This is a genomic window from Marinobacter subterrani, from assembly GCF_001045555.1.
GTDB lineage: Bacteria > Pseudomonadota > Gammaproteobacteria > Pseudomonadales > Oleiphilaceae > Marinobacter > Marinobacter subterrani.
In genome coordinates this window covers 1008363-1031821 of the sequence record NZ_LFBU01000001.1, presented here as the reverse complement: position 1 = coordinate 1031821, position 23459 = coordinate 1008363, and the positions used below count along the sequence as shown (strand labels likewise).

18 protein-coding genes are annotated in these 23459 nt (G+C 59.9%); 9 read left to right on the top strand and 9 right to left on the bottom strand.

Going from position 1 to position 23459, the window contains the following annotated elements; all coding sequences use genetic code 11:
- Positions 1–145: 145 nt before the first annotated feature.
- Entirely contained in the window at positions 146–1447 is a 1302-nt protein-coding gene (gene eno / locus msub_RS04785) for a phosphopyruvate hydratase (RefSeq protein ID WP_048494958.1), read from the top strand.
- Positions 1448–1470: 23 nt separating this feature from the next.
- The gene (gene tpiA / locus msub_RS04780) at positions 1471–2277 is read left to right on the top strand and encodes a triose-phosphate isomerase (protein ID WP_048494957.1); all 807 of its coding nucleotides are present in this window, start codon (positions 1471–1473) and stop codon (positions 2275–2277) included.
- 71 nt (positions 2278–2348) lie between these two features.
- Here tpiA and msub_RS04775 read toward each other — a convergent pair whose 3' ends face one another.
- The 3 genes from msub_RS04775 to msub_RS04765 all read right to left on the bottom strand — a co-directional run bounded on the left by msub_RS04775 (position 2349) and on the right by msub_RS04765 (position 6517).
- Positions 2349–3599 carry a substrate-binding protein gene (locus msub_RS04775; RefSeq protein WP_048494956.1) on the bottom strand — a complete coding sequence of 417 codons (1251 nt, stop codon included), beginning with the start codon at positions 3597–3599 and terminating at the stop codon, positions 2349–2351.
- Positions 3600–3807: 208 nt separating this feature from the next.
- Entirely contained in the window at positions 3808–4686 is an 879-nt protein-coding gene (locus tag msub_RS04770) for an aldo/keto reductase (RefSeq protein WP_048494955.1), read from the bottom strand.
- A 7-nt stretch (positions 4687–4693) separates the two neighbouring features.
- The gene (locus tag msub_RS04765) at positions 4694–6517 is read right to left on the bottom strand and encodes an alpha-amylase (RefSeq protein WP_048494954.1); all 1824 of its coding nucleotides are present in this window, start codon (positions 6515–6517) and stop codon (positions 4694–4696) included.
- 263 nt (positions 6518–6780) lie between these two features.
- On the opposite strand from msub_RS04765, the gene malE reads away from it, so the two are divergent.
- The 3 genes from malE to malG all read left to right on the top strand — a co-directional run bounded on the left by malE (position 6781) and on the right by malG (position 10538).
- Positions 6781–7980, top strand: coding sequence for a maltose/maltodextrin ABC transporter substrate-binding protein MalE (gene malE / locus msub_RS04760; RefSeq protein WP_048494953.1), 1200 nt, complete (start codon positions 6781–6783; stop codon positions 7978–7980).
- Positions 7981–8095: 115 nt separating this feature from the next.
- The gene (malF, locus tag msub_RS04755; protein WP_048494952.1) at positions 8096–9637 is read left to right on the top strand and encodes a maltose ABC transporter permease MalF; all 1542 of its coding nucleotides are present in this window, start codon (positions 8096–8098) and stop codon (positions 9635–9637) included.
- Between the two features lie 10 nt (positions 9638–9647).
- The gene (gene malG / locus msub_RS04750; RefSeq protein ID WP_048494951.1) at positions 9648–10538 is read left to right on the top strand and encodes a maltose ABC transporter permease MalG; all 891 of its coding nucleotides are present in this window, start codon (positions 9648–9650) and stop codon (positions 10536–10538) included.
- A gap of 438 nt (positions 10539–10976) precedes the next feature.
- Here malG and malK read toward each other — a convergent pair whose 3' ends face one another.
- The 6 genes from malK to msub_RS04720 form a co-directional block, all read right to left on the bottom strand.
- Positions 10977–12092 (bottom strand): maltose/maltodextrin ABC transporter ATP-binding protein MalK, encoded by a 1116-nt coding sequence (malK, locus tag msub_RS04745; protein WP_048494950.1) that lies wholly within the window; start codon positions 12090–12092, stop codon positions 10977–10979.
- Positions 12093–12123: 31 nt separating this feature from the next.
- Positions 12124–13737, bottom strand: coding sequence for an alpha-glucosidase family protein (locus msub_RS04740; protein ID WP_048494949.1), 1614 nt, complete (start codon positions 13735–13737; stop codon positions 12124–12126).
- A gap of 221 nt (positions 13738–13958) precedes the next feature.
- Entirely contained in the window at positions 13959–15323 is a 1365-nt protein-coding gene (locus msub_RS04735; protein WP_048494948.1) for an SLC5/6 family protein, read from the bottom strand.
- 63 nt (positions 15324–15386) lie between these two features.
- Complete coding sequence (locus msub_RS04730) at positions 15387–16331, bottom strand: diguanylate cyclase domain-containing protein (protein WP_227506642.1); 945 nt, start codon at positions 16329–16331, stop codon at positions 15387–15389.
- Positions 16328–18130, bottom strand: a complete 1803-nt coding sequence (locus tag msub_RS04725; RefSeq protein WP_048494947.1) for a PHA/PHB synthase family protein — start codon at positions 18128–18130, stop codon at positions 16328–16330. Before msub_RS04725 ends, msub_RS04730 begins: the two co-directional genes overlap by 4 nt.
- 9 nt (positions 18131–18139) lie before the next feature.
- Positions 18140–18472: a phasin family protein gene (locus msub_RS04720; protein ID WP_048494946.1), complete on the bottom strand. Its 333-nt coding sequence runs from the start codon at positions 18470–18472 to the stop codon at positions 18140–18142.
- A gap of 153 nt (positions 18473–18625) precedes the next feature.
- Here msub_RS04720 and msub_RS04715 point away from each other — a divergent pair, with 153 nt between their 5' ends.
- From msub_RS04715 to msub_RS04700, 4 genes are read left to right on the top strand one after another with little or no spacing between them, the layout of a single operon-like run.
- Positions 18626–18946 carry a TraR/DksA family transcriptional regulator gene (locus msub_RS04715; RefSeq protein WP_048494945.1) on the top strand — a complete coding sequence of 107 codons (321 nt, stop codon included), beginning with the start codon at positions 18626–18628 and terminating at the stop codon, positions 18944–18946.
- A gap of 29 nt (positions 18947–18975) precedes the next feature.
- Positions 18976–19686, top strand: coding sequence for an ABC transporter ATP-binding protein (locus tag msub_RS04710; RefSeq protein ID WP_227506641.1), 711 nt, complete (start codon positions 18976–18978; stop codon positions 19684–19686).
- Positions 19687–19708: 22 nt separating this feature from the next.
- Positions 19709–22090, top strand: a complete 2382-nt coding sequence (locus tag msub_RS04705) for an ABC transporter permease (protein ID WP_048494943.1) — start codon at positions 19709–19711, stop codon at positions 22088–22090.
- Between the two features lie 32 nt (positions 22091–22122).
- Positions 22123–23328 carry an efflux RND transporter periplasmic adaptor subunit gene (locus msub_RS04700; protein ID WP_048494942.1) on the top strand — a complete coding sequence of 402 codons (1206 nt, stop codon included), beginning with the start codon at positions 22123–22125 and terminating at the stop codon, positions 23326–23328.
- The last annotated feature ends 131 nt before the right edge of the window (positions 23329–23459 follow it).

The following is a 23459-nucleotide window of genomic DNA, read 5'->3' as shown; positions in this document are numbered from 1 at the left end:
GGGCAAATTTTCGATTCCATATAACGAATCTGTCTGATTGGCGGTTTTTTTCGCTTGATGATGTTCGTTTACGAATATTAAGATGTCATTTAGGTTCGTTATCCAAAAAAATTGCAAACAACAATGATGTAACAGGAACGACGCTATGGAACATATAAAAACAGTCACCGCCCGGGAAATTCTGGACTCCCGGGGATTCCCCACAGTGGAAGTGGACGTTGAGCTCCGTAACGGCGTAGTCGGGCAGGGCCGGGCGCCATCCGGGGCGTCGACAGGCAGCCGGGAGGCCCTGGAAAAGCGTGATGGCGACAGCCGGCGCTATAACGGCAAAGGCGTACTTCAGGCTGTCCGCTCTGTTAACGAACGCATCGCGCCGGCACTGGAAGGCCGGGTGGTTTTCGACCAGCTGGTTATCGACCGTCTGATGTGTGACATGGATGGCACCCCCAACAAATCAGAACTGGGTGCCAATGCCACCCTTGCGGTTTCTCTGGCAATTGCCAATGCCGGCGCGAACTACCGGCAGCAGCCGCTTTACAGGTACCTGGCTGAGCTATATGGCTGCACTGGCCCGGGCGTGATGCCTGTACCCATGATGAACATCATCAACGGCGGTGCCCACGCCGATAACAATGTGGATATCCAGGAGTTCATGATCCAGCCCGTCGGGGCGCCCAGTTACAGCGAAGCGCTCAGAATGGGTGTAGAGACGTTTCATGCCCTGAAGTCACTGCTTCGCAAGAACGGGTTGTCCAGCGCTGTTGGCGATGAAGGGGGTTTCGCCCCCAACCTTCGTTCCAGCGAAGAAGCGCTTGATCTTATCCTCTCAGCGGTTGAGAAGGCGGGTTACCGGCCGGGTTCGGACGTTGTCCTGGCGCTGGATTGCGCCGCATCCGAATTTTATGAGGAAGGCTTTTACCACCTCAGGGGGGCCGGTAAACGATTCACCTCAGGAGAGTTTGCGGACTACCTGTTCGATCTTGCCATGCATTACCCGATTGCCTCGATCGAGGATGGAATGGATGAAAGCGACTGGGATGGCTGGAAGCAACTGACCGAAAAGCTCGGGGAGCGGGTACAGCTGGTTGGTGATGATCTGTTTGTCACCAACACCGGCATCCTCTCCGAGGGCATCAGGAAGGGCATTGCCAATTCGGTTCTGATCAAGTTCAACCAGATCGGCACCCTGACAGAAACCCTGGATGCCATCGGCATGGCGCAGGATGCCGGCTACACGACTGTTATTTCCCACCGCAGCGGCGAAACCGAAGATACCTTCATTTCGGATCTGGCCGTGGCAACGCGGTCAGGACAGATCAAGACCGGCTCGCTCTGCCGCTCAGACCGGGTGGCCAAATACAACCGCCTGCTGCGAATCGAGCAGGACCTGGGTAACCATGCATTTTATCCCGGTGTCGGTGCGATTCGTTGCGCCCTCGACACCTGACGCCGTTGTTCGGGAGAGACCTCATGAGAAAACCGATTCTGATTGGTAACTGGAAGATGAACGGCAGCCTGCACGCCAACCAGGCACTGATGGTGCGTGTGCTGCCCCGGCTGAGAATGTTCCGCAAGACAATTGATCTGGCTGTTTGCCCGCCGTTCCCCTATCTGTTCCAGGTTCGGGATCTGCTCGGCTACACCGGCATAGCCCTGGGGGCACAGAATGCCTCCAGCTTTGTATCCGGCGCCTATACCGGGGAGGTCAGTGCCACCATGCTCCAGGAAATGGGGTGTCGGTACGTGCTGGTAGGCCATTCCGAACGTCGGGCGCTGTTTGCCGAAAGCAGTCTGGAGGTTGCCGCTCGATACCGGTCTGTTCTGGCCGCCGGGCTCACACCGGTGCTTTGTGTTGGCGAAACTCTGGCAGAGCGGGAGTCAAACCAGACCGGGCTGGTTATTGAGCGGCAATTGCAGGCGGTTATCGATGAAGTCGGGCTGGCCGCCATGGCGAACGGGATTATCGCCTATGAGCCGGTCTGGGCCATTGGTACGGGGAAGACTGCAACGCCGGAGCAGGTGTCCCGGGTGCACCAGGAGATCCGGCAATTCATCGCCAACAGTGCGCCAGAGGCATCCGATGATATCAGCCAGCAACTGAGGGTGATCTACGGGGGCAGCGTGAAGGCGGCCAATGCCTTTGAACTGTTCAGTCTGGCCGATGTCGATGGCGGGCTGATTGGCGGCGCCTCCCTGCATGCGGACGAGTTCGGCACCATTGCCGGGGCGCTGGCTGAGGCGTCGGGTCTTGTCGTGTCGGAGTGTGAGATCAACTGAGGGGATGAGCGGGCGGCCGCTAGCCGGGAGTGGCACCGATTATCTGTTCTGATGGTCGGTGCCGCTAAAGATCAAAGCCTGGTGGGTTTGCCGGCCTCCCGTCGACGTGCTTCCCATTCTTCGCGGGTCTGGGCGGCCTGGTCGCCGGGCATGGAATCGATGATGCTGAAATAATCGGAACTGTACTCGTCGGCCACGATGGTGTTCCGTGGCTTGATCTTGACCACATACACGGTCTGGATGTTCTGGTGGTCAAACGCACGCCAGTATTGCTCGTCTTTCAGGAAGGTGTACCGGTGTCCTTCCAGGGCCTTGATGATGGCGGCGGTGTCGGTAGTGCCCGCTCGCTCCACGGCGTCCTTGTACTGGTACACGATGCTGTAAGCTGACGCAGCCGCGGTGGAGGGGCGCATCTCGTAGCGTTTGGAGAAGGCTTCCACGAATTCCTTGCCGCGGGGATAGTTCCGCTCGTAGGGCAGGTTCCAGACCCATGGCGAGCCACCGACGATCCCTTCCATGATAGTGGGGCCAACCTGTCGGGCCATGCCCAGGGTCAGGTTGGGTACCACGATCTGCATCTTTTCGGTGAGCCCCATCTCGTAGGCAACATTCAGGGCCCGCACCATGTCGTCGCCGAACAGCACCATCATCAGAACCTTGGCATTGCTGGCTTTCGCTTGCTCAAGAGCGTCCCGGAAATCGGTAATCAGCGCTCTCGGGAACGGGGTTTTTACACCCTTATGACGTTCGGTGTCTTCGGTGCCGGAGAATTTCCGGACGGATTCTTCCACCGACCAGCCCCAGGTATAGTCGGCGGTGATGTAGAAATACTCGTCGTTCTGATGGTTGGTCTTCAGGTACTGGCTGAGCACCTTGGCGGTCATCCAGGCGTTGTAGGGTTCCCGGAACATATGGGAATGCCCTTCGGCGCCAGTGGTCGCGTTTGAGTAGGTGAGGGTGCCGAAGTACACCCGGTTACGATCCCGGGCGGCCTTGCCCGAAGCAATGGCCACGGCACTGGAAACACCCCCGAAAACCATCTCGACGCCTTCACGGTCGATCAGTTCTGCGGTGTTTTTCGCGCCCCGGGCCGGTTCGCCCCGCGTATTCCGGATTACCAGTTCCAGTTGCCGGCCCATGACGCCGCCGGCCGCGTTGATTTCGTCAACCGCCAGAAAGGCACCCAGGCGCTGCTGCAGGCCCTGATCCTTGTAGCGGCCAGTCTGTGGGTAATTCAGGCCGATCTTCAGGGTTTCGGCGTAGACAGTGGTGCTTGCCAGCAACAGCAGGCAGGCAGAAAAGAGCACTTTTCTGATCGTCATTCGGGTTGGCCTCCAGAATTGCAGCGCCACTGGGGAAGCGGGCCACGTTCTTTTTTTGGTTATTAGTCGGGACACTAGTTTCAGAGCTGATTATGGGGCCAACAATGGGACTAAAGTGGAAGTTTGGGTAACAAATTGTAGGTTGGTGATATATATCAAATTCCCGGCGCCACTTTAGCACACTGGATGCCGGGACAGGCCACCCTTGTCAGGCTACTGGATTGCCGCGCATGGCCTCCAGCAGGGCAAACCAGAGTGGCGTTGGCAGTTCACGGCGGGCGCCCTGCAGGGCTGCTTCAATCCGCGATTCCCGCATGGAGCCGAGCACAGGAACGGGGGCGCCGGGGATCTGCCGTAACCAGGCAATTGCCAGGCCGGTTGCACACAGCCCTGTTTCCTCTTTCGCCGTTTCCAGCAGCGGGGGCGGAATGGAGTCTGCCAGGGCGCCCCCGGCCAGGGGAGACCAGGCCAGCCAGCGCAGGCCGTCACTCAGGTGCGCTTCCAGGGTTCCATCAAACAGTGGGCTGGTGTGGCTCAGGGACAGCTCGCTCTGGTTGCACGCCAGCGGCAGGTCGGTGTTGCGCTCAAGCCAGCGCCATTGCTCCGGCAGGAAGTTCGACACTCCGATGTGCCGGATCTTGCCGGCCCGGACCGCCGTCTCCAGCGCCTGCGCCAGTGTATGGGCTTCCAGGAGCGGGTCTGGCCGGTGGATCAGAAACGTGTGGATCTGGTCAACCCGCAGGCGGCTGAGCGAATCATCAATCGCTTTGGTGAAATAGTTGGCCTCGGCCCGGTAGTGTTTGGTTGCCCACTGGCTCTGGTCGCGGTGGGCCGGAACAATGCCGGCTTTCGAAATCACCCGGACGCGCTGCCTCAGCTCCGGGGAGTCCGCCAGGGCCTCGCCAAAGATCCGTTCGCACTCGCCATCGCCATAGATATCGGCGTGGTCAAAAACGTTCAGCCCGTCATCCAGCCGCTGGTGGACCCAGCGTGCCAGGTTCGCCGGCTTGCACAGCTCGGCGTGATCCAGCAGGCGCATCATGCCCGGGATCAGGGGAATGTCGTCGAGAAAATCGGAATAGCTCATGGTCAGGTCACTTTCTGCCGAAGGCGACGACTACCCGGTCGTCGCCGTGGGTTCTTGAGAAAACGTAAGGTTGCTGGCTGATCAACCGGTGTTCGCCCGCGCCGATCGCAGGATGACGCGCCCGGAACTGGCCAAGTGTTTGCCAGTGCTCAAGGATAGCGGACACATCACCATTCTCAATGGCATTCCAGTTCATGTCGGAACGTGTGCCCTGGTGCGGGTCTGATCCGGTGGGCCCGAATGCCCGGCCGGATTCGTCCCCGTAGAACACCTGAACGGCACCGGGTGTCAGCATCAGTGCGGCAGCAGCGCGCTTCTGAAGGCTGTGATCGCCGCCGGCAATCTGGCTGAACAGTGTGGTGTCATGGGAGGAAATATAGCTCAGCACATTGAACCCCGCCGTTCCGTTGAGCTTCCCGGCATATTCGCTGTACACCGGTTCCATGGCGCTCAGGCAGGCGGCACCGGCCTTTGCTTCTTCCTGGAGGTCGAAGTTGATGACAGCGTCAAAGCCGGCATCAAAATAGGCGCTCTTGCGAACGGAGTGGGGAAACACTTCCGCGACCATCCAGAAGTCCTCTGCGGGCAGGTCCGCTTCGGGGTGGCGGCTGCGATAATCTTCCAGTGCCGCCTGGGCCTTTTGCTTGAGTTCGCTCCAGGCTTCCGGCTCCACGTGCTTGGCGGTGTCCACACGGAAGCCGTCGACCCCGAATTCTCGCACCCAGTCGGTCAGCCAGGTAATCAGGTAGTCCCGAACGGTCGCGCCCTCCAGTTGCTCGCTCCGGGAGCTTTCCTTATTCTTCAGGAAAACCGGCAGATCCACGGCCCCGGTGGCTTCTGTCTTGAAATCCGGCAGGAAGGCCAGGGAGCCCCGGACAGGGTCGACCGATGCATTGGGTGGCGTGTCGTAATCCGCGATTCCGGCCCTTACCCAGTCCTTGCCCCACCAGAGGCTCCAGTCAGGATGGTCATAATCAATGAAGGCGTGGTAGGCGTGGAGGCTTTCCCAGGACTCGGGCTGCCAATGGCCCCACTGCTCCGGAAGATACTGTTCAAAACCCTCGAACAGTGAGCCGAATCCGAAGGTCTGCATATCCTGCAGGGTGCTGTATCCGGGGTGATTCATGACCACGTCCATCACCACGCGGATACCGCGTTCGTGGGCTTCCCGGACGAGGGTGCGGAACTCTTCCCGGGTACCGAAGTTGGCGTCGGGAACGGTGAAATCCAGGGCATAGTAGCCGTGATATCCGTAGTGCTTGAAGTCGCCTTGGTCACCCCCGCCGACCCAGCCGTGCATCTGCTCGAAGGGTGGCGTCATCCAGAGAGCGGTGACGCCAAGCTTCGACAGGTAATCGAGTTTCTCTGTCAGGCCGACAAAATCGCCGCCATGAAAGGTCCCGATCTCTTGCTTGCCGTCTGGAAGGCGGCCGTAATTGCGGTCGTTTGCCGTGGTTCCGTTGGCAAAGCGGTCGGTTACCGCAAAGTAAACTGTGGCGCCGTCCCAGGTGAACCGGCCCACGGGCGGCTCAGTGGCCTCCAGCAGTACCAGGCCCTCCGCGCCTTTGCCGGGCGCCATGGTCACCTTACCGTTTTTCACACGGGCGGTGTTGCCTGTGTAAAAGTCCCGGACCAGGGTGCCATCGGCAAACGCAGCGCCCACTGGAATCGTCATTTCGGCTGACGCGGCTTCACAGTAACCGTTGCTATCCTTCAGCGCGGGTGGTCCTGCCACATCCGGGGGATTGCCAGGGCCGGACGCGCAGCCGGCGGTGATCAGGGCAGTGGCGATGCAGGCAGAGAGCTTCAGGTGGTTTGCGCAGCGGGTCATGTCATTGGCTCCGGTTCAGGCTTTCATTGTTGTGGCTGCCATCAAACCAGACTCCGCCAGGGGGTGGTAGACGGAATTTTCTAAGCCCGTCTACTCCCCCATGCTACGCCTCGGGGAATGAAATAAGGGGTGATGCGTATTCTGAGAATTTGCAACAAAGTGCGGAAACTCGCAAAAGAAAAGTTTGCGTCACCTCCGGCCCGGTAACCTCGTGACTGGCCGGAAAACAAGAACAAGGCAGTAACACTCAGAGGAATCGCCTGATGAATCGTCGTACATTTATTCGAAGCACACTCGCCGCGTCAGTCATTGCCGCAACGTTCGGCGTTGCCGCACCCGCCCACGCCGAGATCGAAGAGGGCAAGCTGGTTGTCTGGATCAACGGTGACAAGGGTTATGATGGCCTGCAGCAAGTTGGTGACTGGTTCACCAGGGAAACCGGCATCCCGGTCGAGGTTGCCCACCCAGACAGCGCCACCGACAAGTTCCAGCAATCCGCCGCCACCGGCAATGGCCCCGACATTTTTATCTGGGCCCATGACCGCTTCGGTGAATGGGCCCAGAGCGGCATCATCTCCGAGATCAAGCCTTCCCAGGAGGTTATTGACGCCAATTACGACTTCACCTGGGATGCGGTCACGGTTAATGGAAAGACGTATGGCTACCCCATGGCGGTTGAATCCATTGGCCTGATCTACAACACGGATCTGCTGCCGGAGCCTCCCAAGTCTTTTGAGGAAATTCCCGCGATTCACAAGAAACTCGCGAAGGAGGGCAAGCGGGCCATCTTGTGGGATTACAACAACACCTATTTCACCTGGCCGATGCTGGCCGCTGCCGGTGGCTATATCTTTGGCGAGAATGCCGACGGGACCGTGGATGTGAGCGATACCGGTGTCAATAACGAAGGTGCCATGAAGGGTGCCAACACCCTCAAGATGCTGATTGATGAAGGTGTGATGCCCCGGGGTGCCGATTACAGCGCCATGGAGGCCAGCTTCAACAAGGGCGAGACCGCGATGATGATTAACGGTCCCTGGGCCTGGGGCAACCTGAAAAAGAGCGGAATCGATTTCGGCGTAACCACACTGCCTACCGTTGATGGCCAGCCCAGCAAGCCGATGGTCGGTGTTATGGCGGCCACCCTGAACTCAGCCAGCCCCAATAAGGACCTGGCGGTGGAGTTCCTCGAGAACTACGCGCTGTCCGTCAAGGGCCTGAAGATGATTAATGACGACGTTCCGCTGGGCGCCGTGGCCAACAAGGAGTTGATGGAGGCGTTGTCCGAGAACCCGAACATCAAGGCCACCTTCGAGAATGCCCGGTTGGGTAAGCCCATGCCGAACGTGCCGGCCATGGGGGCGTTCTGGTCGGCAATGGGGCCTGCCCTGCAGAACATCACCTCCGGGCGCCAGCCCGTTGAAGATGCCCTGAACGCAGCGGCGCAGCGCATTACCCGCTGATCAGGCCGGAGCTCCGGTGCCGGATGGCCCACCGCTGTCTGGTTCCGGAGACCTCAGATGTGTGTGACAACCCGCCGTCGCCACAGGCGCGACGGTCACCAACGGGCTGACTACAATGATAACGCAAACCCTGTCCTCTCCCGGTATTGAAAGCAGATATACCATGACCCGAGAATTCCTGAAGTGGGGTGCACTGGCGCTGCTTGTTGCTGCCGCGCTCTATCTGATTCTGGCGCTCTACGTGCAGCGTGAGTTCGTGTTCGCCATGCTGTTCCTGGTGCTGACCGCCTCTGCCGTGGTGGTCTTTGCCAGCAAAAGGTTCTACGCCCACCGCTACATTTTTCCGGCGATCGCGGGCATGGGCCTGTTCGTGATTTTTCCGCTGATGTATACGGTGGGCATCGGCTTCACCAACTACAGCGCCAGTAACCTGCTCAGTTTTGAACAGGTGCAGGAAAACCTGCTCAGCCGCAGTTTCCAGTCCGAGTCGGTGCGTTATGAGTTCGACGCCTACAAGACGCCGGAAGGCTACGTGCTGTATCTCGAAGGCAACAACCAGGACCTCGTAACGCCGCCGATCAACCTGGCAGCCGGAGAAACTCGCGCCCCTCTGGTTCCGGCGACCTCCGTGCCGGACGGCGAGCCGCTGCAGATCCGGGATGTGATCAAGCTGCGCCAGGAGCTGGCCGGCGTGAAACTGATTACTGGCGACAAGCGTGAGCTCAGCCAGGCCAGCCTGCGCTCTTTTGCCGCCATTCATCCGCAGTTTACCCTGCATGAGAATGGCACACTGACCAATAACCAGACCGACGTTACCTACTTTCCGAACCACGACATCGGCTTTTATGTGAGCCCGGAAGGCGAGAAACTGGTGCCGGGCTGGACCGTCAACATCGGCTGGGATAACTACCTGAAGGTGGTGATGGACCCTTCGATTCGCGGGCCGTTCTTCCAGATTTTCGTCTGGACGCTGTCGTTTGCCGTGGCTACCGTGGTTTTCACCCTGGCGCTTGGCCTGTTGCTGGCCAATCTGCTGCAATGGGACCAGATTCGCGGCAAGGGCTTCTACCGGACCATGCTTATCCTGCCCTACGCGGTGCCGGCGTTTATTTCGATACTGGTGTTCAAGGGCCTGTTCAACCAGAACTTCGGCGAGATCAACCTGGTGCTGGAGAACCTCTTTGGCGTTCGCCCGAACTGGTTCAGTGACCCGGCACTGGCTCGCACCATGATTCTGATCGTGAATACCTGGCTGGGCTATCCCTACATGATGCTGTTGTGCATGGGCCTGTTGCAGGCCATTCCCCGGGATCTTTACGAAGCCTCAGCGATGGATGGCGCCGGGCCGGTGAACAACCTGTTCAATATCACGCTGCCGTTGATCATCAAACCGCTGATGCCACTGCTGATCGCCAGCTTCGCATTCAACTTCAATAACTTTGTCCTGATTGCACTGCTGACCGGGGGCGCTCCGGACATCATCGGTGCGAGCACGCCGGCAGGTACCACCGATCTTTTGGTGAGTTACACCTACCGCATTGCGTTCCAGGATTCCGGGCAGAACTTTGGTCTGGCCGCTGCCATTGCCACCGCAATCTTCCTGGTGGTGGGTGCGCTGTCCCTGATCAATCTCAAACTGTCGAAGATTAAAGTATAAGGAGCTTCTCATGGCCATGGTTGAACCCCGCTCCACCAAATACCGCGTGCTGGCATCTCACCTGGGGATGCTGGCGTTCATTGCGATTATTCTGTTCCCGCTGCTGATGGTTATTTCCATTTCCTTCCGTAGCGGTAATTTTGCCGCCGGCAGCCTGCTGCCGGAGAATCCCTCCCTGGAACACTGGTACCTGGCGTTGGGAATTCCCTACACCGGTGAAGATGGCGTGATCACGCAGCCGCCGTTCCCGGTGCTGCTGTGGTTGTGGAATTCGATCAAGATTGCGGTGATCTCGGCGGTGCTGATTCTGGCCCTGTCGACGACGAGTGCCTACGCTTTCGCGCGCATGCGTTTTGCCGGCAAGGGCTTTGTGCTCAAATCCATGCTGATTTTCCAGATGTTTCCACCGGTGCTTTCTCTGGTCGCGCTTTATGCCCTGTTCGACCAGATCGGCAATCATGTGAGCTGGCTGGGCCTGAATACCCACGGTGCGGTTATTGTGGCTTCCCTCGGCGGCATGGCACTGCACATCTGGACCATCAAAGGCTATTTCGATTCCGTAGACCGGTCCCTCGAGGAGGCGGCTATCGTGGATGGTGCCACGACCTGGCAGGCGTTCCGTTTTATCCTCCTGCCGCTGTCGGTGCCGATTCTGGTGGTGGTGTTCATCCTGGCGTTCATCATGACGATCATGGAGTATCCGATGGCTTCGATACTGCTGGTGGATACTGAAAAGCTGACCCTGGCGGTGGGCGCCCAGCAATATCTCTATGAGCAGAATTACCTGTGGGGCGATTTTGCGGCCGCGGCGGTGCTTTCCGGGCTGCCCATTACAGTGATTTTCCTGTACTGCCAGAAGTGGATTGTTGGCGGGCTGACCGCAGGCGGTGTCAAGGGCTAGGCTCTCCTCATTACGCGATCTTCGCGTCTTCCAGCGTTACCTTTCGCGACCCGGTCAGGTTAATTTCCCCCTGCTGACCGGGCTTTTTTGTGTCTGTCGATCCTTGAATCCGTGCGGATGTGAGTATGGCCGCCCGCACATTGATCGGGGAAGCCCTGACAAAACACGCTGCCGATACGTCCCTGTACGCTCGGCTCCGCCATCCATGGCTCCGCACGGTTTTGTCAGGGCTTCCCCGATCAATGCGCTACATCGGAAGTCCAGCCGCAGGCGAAGCTGCTCGGGGAACTAAGGATCGACATGAGGTTGGTAACTTGAACGACGCAAAAAAAGGGCCGGTACGTGACGGAACCGGCCAAGAAGAGTAACCCTGTTAAGGGTGAGAGCAGTTCGGCAAGACCAGGGGCCGGGATTGGCCCCTGGGGGAGTCGGTGCGGATCAGAAATCGATGCAGGGTTCCCGGTAGAGGCGGGGGCAGGCGGTGCCGTCCTGGCGGAACAGGTGGCATTTGTTGGCGTTCATGCCCAGGGTCACGCGGGCGCCTTCCTGCACCGGGTTGCTGCCGTCGGTGCGCATGGTGATGACGCCTTCGACGTTGTTGACGTCCAGGTGCACCAGGGTCTGGTAGCCCAGGCGTTCGACCACGTGCACTTCGCCTTGCAGGTACATGTCGGCTTCCTGGTCTTCAGTCAGGTGTTCGGGGCGGATGCCCAGGGTGACGCTTTCGCCTTCGGAGAGTTCGGCGCCGTTTACCGGTAGCTCCAGGCGGTGGTCGCCCGGCATGATGATGGCGGTCGACTGGCTGCTGGCGGAAGCGACGGTGCAGTCGATGAAGTTCATCTTCGGTGAGCCGATGAAGCCGGCCACGAACTTTGTTGCCGGGTAGTGGTACAGCTCCATGGGTTTGCCCACCTGGGCGATGGTGCCGTTATCCAGGGCCACGATTTTGTCTGCCATGGTCATGGCCTCTACCTGGTCATGGGTCACATACACCATGGTGGCGCCGAGGCGTTTGTGCAGGCGGGAGATTTCGATGCGCATCTGTACCCGCAGGGAGGCGTCGAGGTTTGACAGGGGTTCGTCAAACAGAAATACCTCCGGTTCCCGGACGATGGTCCGGCCGATGGCCACGCGCTGGCGCTGGCCGCCGGAGAGGTCTTTGGGTTTGCGCTCCAGCAGCTTGTCCAGTTGCAACAGGTTGGCGGCGTCCTGGACACGACGGTTGATTTCAGCTTTGTTGGTTTTGGCCAGCTTGAGGCCAAACGCCATGTTTTCCGCCACGTCCATGTGGGGGTAGAGGGCATAGGACTGAAACACCATACCCACTTCCCGTTCTTTGGGAGGCAGGTTGTTGACCCGGTTGTTGCCGATGTACATGTCGCCGGAGGTAATGTCTTCCAGGCCTGCGATCATGCGCAGCAGGGTGGATTTGCCGCAGCCGGAGGGCCCGACAAAGACCACGAATTCTCCGTCCTGAATGTCCAGGTTAACGTCTCGGGTTACCTGGGCTTCGTCATAGCTCTTGCAGATATTGCGTAAAGTGACGCTGGCCATATCTCTTGTCTTCTTGTTAGGTCATTGAGTGTCAGAGCCGGGCGATGTCGATGCCCCAGGGCCCGAGTGTCAGATTCTTGCCATGCCATTGGCCGCCCACGAAATCCGGGGTATCCGGTTCAGGCGTGCCGGCGCCGGGCATTGGAATGGTAACGGCGCGTTCGCTGAGGTTCAGTGCCACCATGACCGTCTCACCATCCAGGCTGCGGGTGTAGACCAGGGTATTCTTCGGGCTCTTGCTGAACTCGATGTCGCCTTTAAGCAGGATAGGTTGGTCCTTTCTCCAGCCCAGGAACGCCCGATAAGCGGCGAGCACGGAATTGTCCTCAGCATGCTGGACCGCGACAGCAGCGTTGTAATGATCATCATAAACCGGCAGCCAGGGGCGCGCATCGGAGAATCCGGCGTGGGATTGTTGGTGGTGCCAGACCATGGGCGTGCGGCAACCGTCCCGGCCCTTGTATTCCGGCCAGAAGGTAATGCCGTAGGGGTCCACCAGATCTTCGTAACGCAACTCGGCCTCGGTCAGGCCCAGTTCTTCGCCCTGATAGATGCACACGCTACCCCGGAGGGTGAGCAACATGGCCATGTAGGTCTTCAACTGCTGCTCAGACCTGGCGTTCCAGCGGGTGGCCACCCGTGCGACATCGTGGTTGCCGATGGCCCAGCAGGGCCAGCCGTCGGTCAGCCTGGCTTCGATGGTGTTCACCGTTTTATGGAAGAAGTCCGCGCCATGCTGTTCGGTAAGCAGATCGAAGGAGTAGGCCATGTGCAGCTTGTCGCCGCCACTGGTGTAGTCGGCCATGGTCTGAAGGGAATTGTCATCGCCGATTTCGCCCACGGTGGTGGTGCCCGGGTACTGGTCCAGCAGGGCACGCAGACGCTTCAGAAATTCGATGTTCTCCGTCTGGGTCTTGTCGAATTTGTGGAACTGGTAGGCGTAGGGGTTTTCCTTGCGAACGCCGATCGAGCCCTCGGCCACCGCGTTGCTGGCGGGGTTGTCCCGCAGCTTCGGGTCGTGGAAGCAGAAGTTGATGGCATCCAGGCGGAAGCCGTCGACGCCTCGATCCAGCCAGAACTTTACATCCGACAGTACCTGTTCCTGAACCTTCAGGTTGTGGAAGTTCAGGTCCGGCTGGCTGGCCAGGAAGTTGTGCAGGTAGTACTGCTTGCGCCGGCTGTCCCAGGCCCAGGCCGAACCGCCGAATACCGACAGCCAGTTGTTCGGCGGGGTGCCGTCGGCCTTCGGGTCGGCCCATACGTACCAGTCTGCCCTGGGGTTGTCACGGCTGGCACGGCTTTCGACAAACCAGGGGTGCTGGTCGGAGGAATGGCTCAGTACCTGATCAATCATGATCTTCAGGTCCCGCTTGTGGGCCTCGGTAATCAGCTCGTCGAAGTCCTGGAGCGTGCCAAAAATAGGGTCCACGTTGCGGTAATCTGAGACATCGTAGCCGAAGTCTTTCATCGGGGAGGTAAAGAAGGGCGACAGCCAGATGGCGTCCACGTTCAGGCTGGCAATGTAGTCCAGCTTTGCGGTGACTCCGGGCAGGTCGCCAATGCCATCGCCGTTGGAGTCATAGAAACTGCGTGGATAAACTTGATAAATGACGGCGCCACGCCACCAGTCCGGGTTCTTGATCATGTAGCCTCGCTTGTAATTCTCGCGGTGAAAGTTTGTTATTCAATTTCACCAGATAGACCCGAGTCATACTGAAGCCGGCTTGCGCTCCGTTCATCCTCCTGCGGCACTTTTTATTGGCGTAGTCGGGGGGATGAGGGGGGCGTAGGAGGGGGTAGGCAGAGAAATCGGCGGTTGATGCGGGGAGGCGGCGCTGTCCGGTTCTGCCCGGACAGCGCTTTGGCTTAACGTTTCGGGCTGGTTAAGGCGACCAACAGGCTCACGACACCGGAGCCGGCCAGGGCGCCAATGAAGGGCATCAATGTGGGAATGCTGCCGGGGAAGCTGGCGGCTTCCAGGCCTGCCATGAGGCTGCCTCCGGTGACCCAGCCGGGCAGTATGGCGCCAACTAGCCCTGCCAGACAACCCAGAATCGCCGCCCGGGTTGTCATCCGGCCCCACAAACCCATCAGCACAGGCAGCACCGCCGTGGCACACAGCAGGTCGGCGATCAGGAAAAGCCGCAGCACCGAGATACCCTGCAGAGCCACCAGGACCACCGGAATCATCAGCAGCACGGTGAACCACCGGGCGCTGACAATGGAAAGCCCCTGTTTCTCGGTTACTGCCAGGGACGCCAGCGCGTTCTGCAGTGTATCGACGGATGAGGCCACCAGGGTGATGGCCAGGATAAGTGCGGGCACCGTAAGCCAGGCAGGGGCATCGGCCAGCAACGCAAAGAAGGGAATGGGAGGGCTGCCCAGGTCGGCACCGCTCATGGCGGCCAGGATGCCCAGGCCGCCGACCACGGCAACGACGCCGATGGTGACCACCCCGCCCAGCAGCGCACCGCGGCTCAGGGCGTCGGTGTCCCGGGCCGACCACAAGCGTTGCCAGTAGCCCTGATGAAACAGGTTGGCTGCGGTTACCGCAATGACCAGGGTCAGGGCTACGCTGAGGGCTGCAGACGCGGGGATGTCCGGCAATGCGGCGGGCGCGGCGTCAGGCAGTTTGCCAACGGCCACAATGGCGACCAGTGCCAGCAGGCCGATGAGGAGGAGGGCCTGCCACTGGTCGGTCACAATGCTCGCGCGCAGCCCACCCACGGCGGTGTACACCAGTGTGGTTACCGCCACGCCAAGCACCACGATGCTGCCGTTGATATCGGACAGCAGTGAGGTAATGGCGCCGATGGCGGTGAGTTCGGCGGTCAGGAAGCAGAACATGTAAAGCACGGAGATCAGCGAGACGTAATGGCGGACTCCGGTTCCATAGCAGGCATCGGCAAACTCTCCGATACTGCGGCCCTCGGGAAGAAGCCGGCGGATAGCCGGACCGCAGAAGGCGAAGACGATAAAGGGAAGGGCTGCGCCGAGGGCGTAGCCTGCCAGTGCTAGAGGGCCCACCGTTGCGCCCACCTCGGGCGGTGCAAACAGAATCCACCCTCCCATGCCGGAGGCAAGAAACGAAAGCCCGAGCGCGCGGGCGCCCTGGCTATTGCGAGCCGTTACGTAATCGTCCAGTCCGCCGTCAGCCAAGCGGGCCCTGAGTCCAAGCCAGGCAAACAGGATCATGGCGGCTGCGATCGCCGCGAGGGTGGTATAGAACATTGCGTGGGTCTCCGACGGTCATCCAGCGCGCAATAGTGCCACATTGGCGATTGCGGGGCGAGGTCAGGTGCCGTCGGTAATTGCGGGGCTGAAGGACCGGAACAGGTTTCGCCCGTCCTTCTTCGCCCGGTACATGGCGATATCGGCACCCTGCAGCAGCTCGGAGGCGGTGGTGCCATCCCGGGGGTAAAGGCTCATGCCAATGCTGGACCCCACTGTCAGGGCTTCGCCATTGATTCGGTAGGGTTCCTGATTCCGCGCGATCAGCCGCTCAGCAACCTGATAGGCGTCATCAAGCTGTTCCAGGTCGGGCAGCAGGACAATGAATTCATCTCCACCGAGGCGGGCGAGGGTATCGTCCTCCCGCAAACAGCCCTGGACACGCCTGGTAAATTGAACCAGCAATTCGTCGCCGGCCGCATGGCCGAGTCGGTCATTCACCTTCTTGAAGTGGTCCAGATCCATGAACATGACCGCCAGCAAAGATGAGCGGCGATGGGCGTGGCGAATGGCATGCTCGAGGCGGTCTTCCAGCAACCGGCGATTCGGAATACCGGTAAGCGCGTCGTAGTAGGCGAGCTGGCGGATCTGCTCCTCATTCTTCCGGTTCTGGGTGATGTCAGTGAACAGTCCGGCGTAATGGGTGGTATTGCCTTCGTTGTCTGTTATGGCGGTGATGGTCAGTAGCTCGAGATAGAGTTCCCCGGTTTTGCGCCGGTTCCAGACCTCGCCCCGCCAGTAGCCATGGGTGACCAGCGAGTTCCACATCCGCTGGTAGAATTCGCTGTCGTGCCTTCCGGACGACAGGATCTGCGGTGTCTTGCCAACGACCTCCTCCTGGGTGTAACCGGTAAGCTGCGTGAACGCCGGGTTTACGAATTCAATGTTCACGTTATTATCGGTGACCATAATGCCTTCGAAGGAGGCTTCAATCACCCGCTCCGCCAGTTGCGGAGCCTTGATGCGGGATATCGGAAGCGGCCGGCGCTTTGGCTTTTCGGTGTTCACTGCTTCGCAGCGTCCGCAGCTTTGACTTTGACATAGCTGCCGGGTGCATCTTCAAGCACGGGCAGGTTGCCGTCGCCGGGCTTGCGAGCAGGAACTTTCTCTTCGGTGAAGGCTGCGAGCCATTCAAGCCAGTGTGGCCACCAGGACCCCGGGTGATGTTCCGAGCCGTCAAACCAGGCGTCAGACTCCGGCACCAGTGTGTCATTGGTCCAGTAGCCGTACTTTTCCTTGTAGGGCGGATTGATCACGCCGGCGATGTGGCCGGAGCCGGAGAGCACAAAGCGAACATCACCGCCGTGAGCCAGAGCCCCTTTGTAGGTGGTTTTCCATTTGGCGATATGATCCTGCCGGGCCGACAGGAAAAAAGAAGGCACATCGATTTCAGACAGGTTGATGGATTCACCGAGCAGGTGCAGGGAATCCGGTTGAACCAGCCGGTTGTTCAGATACATCTGCCGCAGATAGAAACTGTGCATTCTGGCCGGCAGGTTGGTGCCGTCGGTGTTCCAGTAAAGCAGGTCAAAAGCCGCCGGCTTCTGGCCTTTCAGGTAGTTATTGGTCCAGAACGACCAGAACAGCTCGTTCTCCCGCAGCAGATTGAAGGTGAACGCCATGGCGCGGCCATCCAGGTAGCCCTTGCGCTCAAGCATCCTTTCAATACCCCGGATCGAATGGTCGTTGATAAACACACCGATCCCGCCCGGATCAGAGAAATCCAGCAGGGTCGCCAGATAGGTGGCACTGACCACCGGGTCGCGGCCCTTTTTCTTGAGCCAGGCCAGTGTTGAGCCCAGCAGAGTGCCACCGATGCAGTACCCGATCGCATTCATCCGCTCTTCGCCAGTGGCTTCGGTGACCGCATCCATGGCAGCCAGCGGGCCCAGCTCCATGTAGTCTTCCCAACCCTTGTCCCGGAGTGAGGGGCCGGGATTGCGCCAGGAAATGATGAACACGGTCTGGCCCTGGTTTACCAGCCACTGGATAAAGGAGTTCCGGGCGGTCAGGTCCAGGATGTAGTACTTGTTGATCCAGGGGGGAACAATCAGCAAGGGTCGCTTGCTGACAGTTTCCGTGGTCGGTGAGTATTGGATCAGCTGCATCAGCTCATTCTGGAACACCACCTTGCCCGGGGTGGTTGCCAGGTTACGTCCCACTTCAAACGCTGAGCGGTCGGTCATGCCGACGTTGAACAGAGAGGGATTCTGGCGCAGATCCTCGATGAGCTGCCGGCCGCCATCCACCAGGTTCACACCTTTGCGTTCCCAGGTGATCCTGAGAACCTCCGGGTTGGTGGCCGGGAAGTTTGCGGGCGAGAGCAGGCTGGTGAGTTGCCTGGCGTAGAACAGCATCTGGTCCCGCCCTGCCTGGGGGAGGCCTTCCATACCTTCCGCCCAGCTCAGGAACGCCCGGGAATTGATCAGATAGGCCTGGTGCAGCACATCGAAGGGCAGGTGCCTGTGCCAGTCCTCTGCCTGGAAGCGCCGGTCATCGGGCTCCGGCTCCGCCACCGGCGGCCGGTCGTTGCCCGCTAGCCTGGCAAGGGTGTAGTACCCAAGGCCAAGGTACGTGCGGGCCAGATCCAGCTCGGCGCTGGCAAGCCGGAGGGGATGGAGCAACAGGTCCTCGGCCATGGTCCGGTAGGCGTCCGACATTTCCGTCAGAGTGGAGAGTGTGGCGTCGTCCATGACGCCGGCATCCCCGAATAGCTTCTCGAGATGCTGCTGCCCCTGCCGGACGTTGGTTTCAAAGCTGGTGACCAACTGATTGACGGCTTTACCGAGCGTATCCAGGCCGAACATGGTGATCCCTTATTTGGCGGCTTTCGGGGCCGGCTTGGCGGTTTCTTCCGGCGCCTTCTCGAAGACCTTCTGAATCTGCGCCCGGCTGTCATTGAAGTAGTCCTGCCAGGCTTTCCAGTCTGCCGTGAACTGCTCGCTCAGGGATTTCAGGGTTTCAGCCTGATCTCCGGTCAGGGTTTTCAGGCCCTCCAGATCACGGACTTCAGAGACTTTTTTTGCCTGCTCCATGGTGACATCTGCGTAACGGCGAAAGGCGTTCATCTGCATTTCCGCGGCCTTGCTGAACTGCTCGAAGAGGGTTTCGTTCAGACGGGTGGCTTTTTCAAACAGGTCATTGGTCATTGCTACAACTCCCTTGCATACAGGTTGATTGGAGCCCCATTTTGCCCCAGTGAGTATTACGCGTTTTTGACAAGCATCAATCCCCGGTTCAGCTTATGCTTTACTGTAAGCATTTATTTATCCCGGTCCATCCGGAAAGCCAGGAGGCGAACTATGAACGACAGGAAAGCGGAACTGGAAACACTGCGAGCAGACCTGAAAGCCAGACTCTCCCGTTTTGAGGCACATCAACACCGTGAGGGCGGCGCGCTGGACAAGGATTTCGAGGAGCAGGCCACCCAGACCCAGAATGACGAAGTGGTTGACTCCCTTGAAACAGAAACCCGCACCGAACTGGCACAGATCGAACGGGCGCTTGAGCGAATCAACAATGGTGTGGGCGATGAGTGCGAAACCTGTGGCGAGGCTATTGATCCGCGCCGGTTGCAGGTGTTGCCCTATACCACCCTGTGTGTTGACTGTGCCGAAGACTGACTGAGCTTATGGAACCAGGGACGGCCACCATGGCAGAACCACCGGTATTCCACACCCGGGGGCTGACCAAGACCTACGATCAGGGTGAGGTGCAGGTATACGCCCTCCGGGGGGTGGACCTCGACCTGTATCGCGGCGAGCTGGTGGTGATGCTGGGGGCCTCCGGCTCAGGAAAATCAACCCTTCTGAACATTCTCGGTGGGCTGGATGTACCGACCTCCGGGGAGGTGCGCTACCGCGACATTGACCTCAGTGCCGCCGGCGATCGCGAGCTGACTCGTTACCGCCGGGAACACGTCGGCTTCGTGTTCCAGTTTTATAATCTGATTCCGAGCCTGACGGCGCGGGAAAATGTGGCGGCCGTCACCGAAATCGCGGCCAACCCGATGTCGCCCGAAGAAGCTCTTGAACTGGTTGGCCTGAAGGCGCGCATTGATCATTTTCCGGCGCAGCTTTCCGGCGGAGAGCAGCAGCGCGTTGCCATTGCCCGGGCCATCGCCAAGCGCCCGGAGGTATTGCTGTGCGACGAGCCCACGGGTGCCCTGGATTCGGCCACTGGTGTGCTGGTGCTCGCGGCCCTGGAAAAAGCCAACCGGGAAACCGGCACCACCACCGTTATCATTACCCATAATGCATCTATTGCCGGCATGGGCGACCGAGTGATCACGCTTTCCGACGGCAATATCAGCGGCGAGCGCCGTAACGATCAGCGCCAGGATCCGCGGACGCTCTCTTGGTAGCCGGCCTGCTGAAGAGGGCGCAATGGCCAGCAATGCACTGAACACGGTTTTGAACATAAAGCTACGCCGTGAGCTCTGGCAGATGCGGGGCCAGGTGCTTGCCATTGCCCTGGTGATCGCCGGTGGGGTGGCCGTGTGCGTCATGTCACTGGTGAACTATTCCTCCCTGGTGGCCACCCGGGCCCAGTATTACGAACAGAACCAGTTTGCGGAGGTTTTTGCTGCACTCAAGCGCGCGCCCCGTCACATTCTTGAAGACGTTGCGGAGCTGCCCGGCGTGGCCCGTTACGAAGGCCGCGTGGAGGGGGGCGCCAAACTGGAAATACCCGGCTTCACGGATCCGGTGTCGGCGCGGCTGGTCTCGCTTCCCCCGGATGGCCAGCCAGACATCAATCGCCTCTTCATCCGGGAGGGCCGGCTTCCCGCCCCCGGCCGAAACCAGGAGGTGGCAGTGATCGGGAGTTTTGCCGAGGCCCATGACCTGTCACTGGGCGACCGGTTTCAGGGAATCATCAATGGTCGACGGCAGACCTTGATTCTGACCGGCATTGTCGAATCGCCGGAATTCATTTACGTGATTCCGCCCGGCGCCATGCTGCCGGATTACCAGCGGTACGGCGTGCTCTGGATGAGCAGAGAGGGTCTGGAAGCCGCCATGGACATGAAGGGGGCGTTTAACAGCCTGGTGGTGACGTTAAGGCCGGGCTATTCAGTTGATGCCGTGGCCGACGCGCTCGATCGGCTACTGGCCCGTTACGGCGCGACCGGCGCCTATGGTCGGGAGGATCAGTTTTCCCACCGTTTCCTGAGCGATGAACTGAACCAGCTGAAAACCATGGCCACGGTGTTTCCCCTGATTTTCATGGGCGTGGCCATGTTCCTCCTGAACGTGGTGGTCAGCCGGCTGATCAGTACCCAGAGGGATATCATTGCGGTGCTCAAGGCCTTTGGCTATGGCAACCGACAGATTGCCTGGCACTACAGCAAGCTGGTAATCGTGATTGCCGTTACCGGGCTGCTGCTCGGGCTGGCGCTGGGGTTATGGCTGGGCCGCGCGCTGGGCGAGCTGTACATGGATTTCTACCGTTTTCCCGGGCTACTGTTCCGTATCAATCCCCTCTGGCTGGTATTGCTGGCAGCGCTAACGGTCTCGGTCGCCTGGCTGGGGGCCCGAAGATCCATCAGTCAGGCCGCGGCCCTGCCGCCTGCTGAAGCCATGAGGCCCGAAGGGCCAGCCAGATATCGGGTTACAGGGCTGGAAAAACTGTTTTCGGCAATCCGGTTCTCCCAGCCCTCGCGAATGATCGTGCGCCAGCTCGCCCGCCGGCCGGCGCGGACACTGCTGTCCATGAGTGGTGTCGCCATGGCCACGGCCATCGTTATGGTGGGTAACTTCCAGTTTGATTCCGTGTCTTTGATGGTGCATACCCAGTTTGCCCGGGTGCAGCAGCAAGATCTCGCCGTCTCCTTTATTGATCCGGTAAATCGCTCGGCGCTTTATGCGCTGCAGCGCCAACCCGGGATCCGTTACGTTGAGGGCCGCCGCACCGTGCCGGCACGCCTGACGTTCGGGCATCGGGAATGGCGTAGTGCCGTGACCGGAATACCCCGGAACGCACGGCTGCAGTTTGTGATCGACAGCAATCTGGCGCAGGTACACCTTCCTGCAGAAGGTCTTCTGCTGACCGATTACCTGGCCCGGGAGCTCGGAGTGAAGGCCGGCGACAGCGTTCAACTGGAGCTGCTTGAAGGCGACCGGAGAAAGGTGCCAGTGCCGGTGGCCGGAATCACCAGTGAGTATGTCGGAGTGGGTGCTTATATGAGCCTGGACGCGCTGAACCGCGCTCTCGGTGATGGGCCACTGGTCAACCAGGCCATGATCAACCTGGATTCCGCCATGGCCACCGAAGTCTATGACCGCCTCCGCGAAACCCCCGGCGTACTGGGCCTGAGTATTCGCCAGGCCATGCTTGACAGCTTTTACGACACGCTGGCCCGGACGTTCCTCACGTTCACTTTTTTCAACAGTCTGATGGGCGGCATCATTGCCTTCGGGGTTGTCTATAACACCATTCGCATCTCTCTGGCCGAGAAGGGGCGGGAACTGGCAAGCCTCAGGGTACTCGGGTACACCCACAATGAAGTTGCGCATATATTGTTGGGTGAGGTGGCTCTTTTGCTGCTGCTTGGCGTGCCACTCGGATGGTTGGTCGGGCAGGGGCTGGCGCTGCTGATTGTCACGGCCATGCAAACGGAGCTCTATCGGGTGCCGCTGACCATAACGTCCCAGACCCTGGGCGTATCGGCGCTGGTTGTGGTGGTATCGGCAATTGCCTCGGGGGTTATTGCGTGGATGCGCCTGAGGGCGCTGGATCTGGTGGCCGTGTTGAAGACACGGGAATAGTTGCCGCAGAAAACGGGGAGTGAGTTGACACTATGGCAGCAAAATGGTTTTCGGGGAAATGGCTGTTCTGGGGCGCCTTTGTGTTGCTTGCCATTGTCGCGCTGGTGTTTACGATTCGCCCCGATCCTGTGTGGGTGGACCTGGCAACCGTGAGCCGTGGGCCAATGGAGATAACCATCAAGGAAGAGGGCAGAACCCGGGTCCGGGACCGGTATGTGGTGTCGTCCCCGGTGTCAGGCTACCTTCATCGCGTGCTCCTTGAGGTCGGTGACCCGGTTATCCCCGGAGAGCTGCTTACCGAGGTCGATCCCATGCCAGCCAGCACCCTGGACGCCCGGAGCCGGGCGGAGGCGGAGGCCAAGGCAAAGTCGGCCCTGTCGGCGCTGAACTCGGCCCGGCAGAAAGTCGCCGCCGCCCGGGCGGAAGCGGATCTGGCGATGCGTGAGCTGGCCCGCCTTCAGGCGCTCAGCGGCGAAAATTTTGTGTCCCAAGAACGTTTGCAGCAGGCCAGGGCTGCTGCGGACAGGGCTCAGGCTATCCTGCGCTCCGCCCGCTTTGATGAAGAAGTCATGGCCCACGAACTGGCGGCCATCAGAACCCGCCTTGAAGTCTCCGCTGCCAGGGCCTCGGGAAGTGGCGCCGTGGAGCGGGTGCCGGTGCGGTCTCCGGTCAATGGCTCAGTGCTGGACGTAGCGCGGAAAAGCGAGGGGGTGATACACGCCGGCGAGGCCATTCTGGAGCTGGGTGATCCGGGGGCACTGGAAGTGGTTATCGATGTCCTGAGCTTCGATGCTGTCAAGCTGAGCCCCGGTGTTCCCGCACGCCTGACCGGTTGGGGCGGCGGCACTCTGGATGCGGTTGTCAGGCGGGTTGAGCCGGTGGGCTTTGAGGATGTCTCCGCCCTCGGTGTCGAAGAAAGGCGGGTACAGGTGGTCGCGGATATCACCAGCCCCCGGGACGCCTGGAAAACACTCGGTGACGGTTACCGGGTAGATGCCGAATTCGTGCTCTGGGCTTCGGCCAATGAGCTTCAGATCCCCGAGTCCGCTATTTTTCGCACGGATGGCCAGAGCCTGGTGTTCCGGGTGGTGGACGGCCGGGCGGAGCTTACCCCCGTTTCAACCTGCCGCACCAACGGGTTTCATACGGTTGTTCTGGACGGCCTGAGCGAAGGCGATCGGGTGGTTCGCCATCCGGACCGTCAACTGGCCGATGGCAGCCGGATAAGAATCCGGTGAGCGCCGTGAAATCAGGCGCTTTGGCGGCAACTTTTGCTGGCAACGGCTTCCGACACCGTTCACGGTGTACGCTGACGGCATGGATATTGTGCTGGTTGAAGAGTTCGGTGCCGGCGCGGCTGGATAAACCG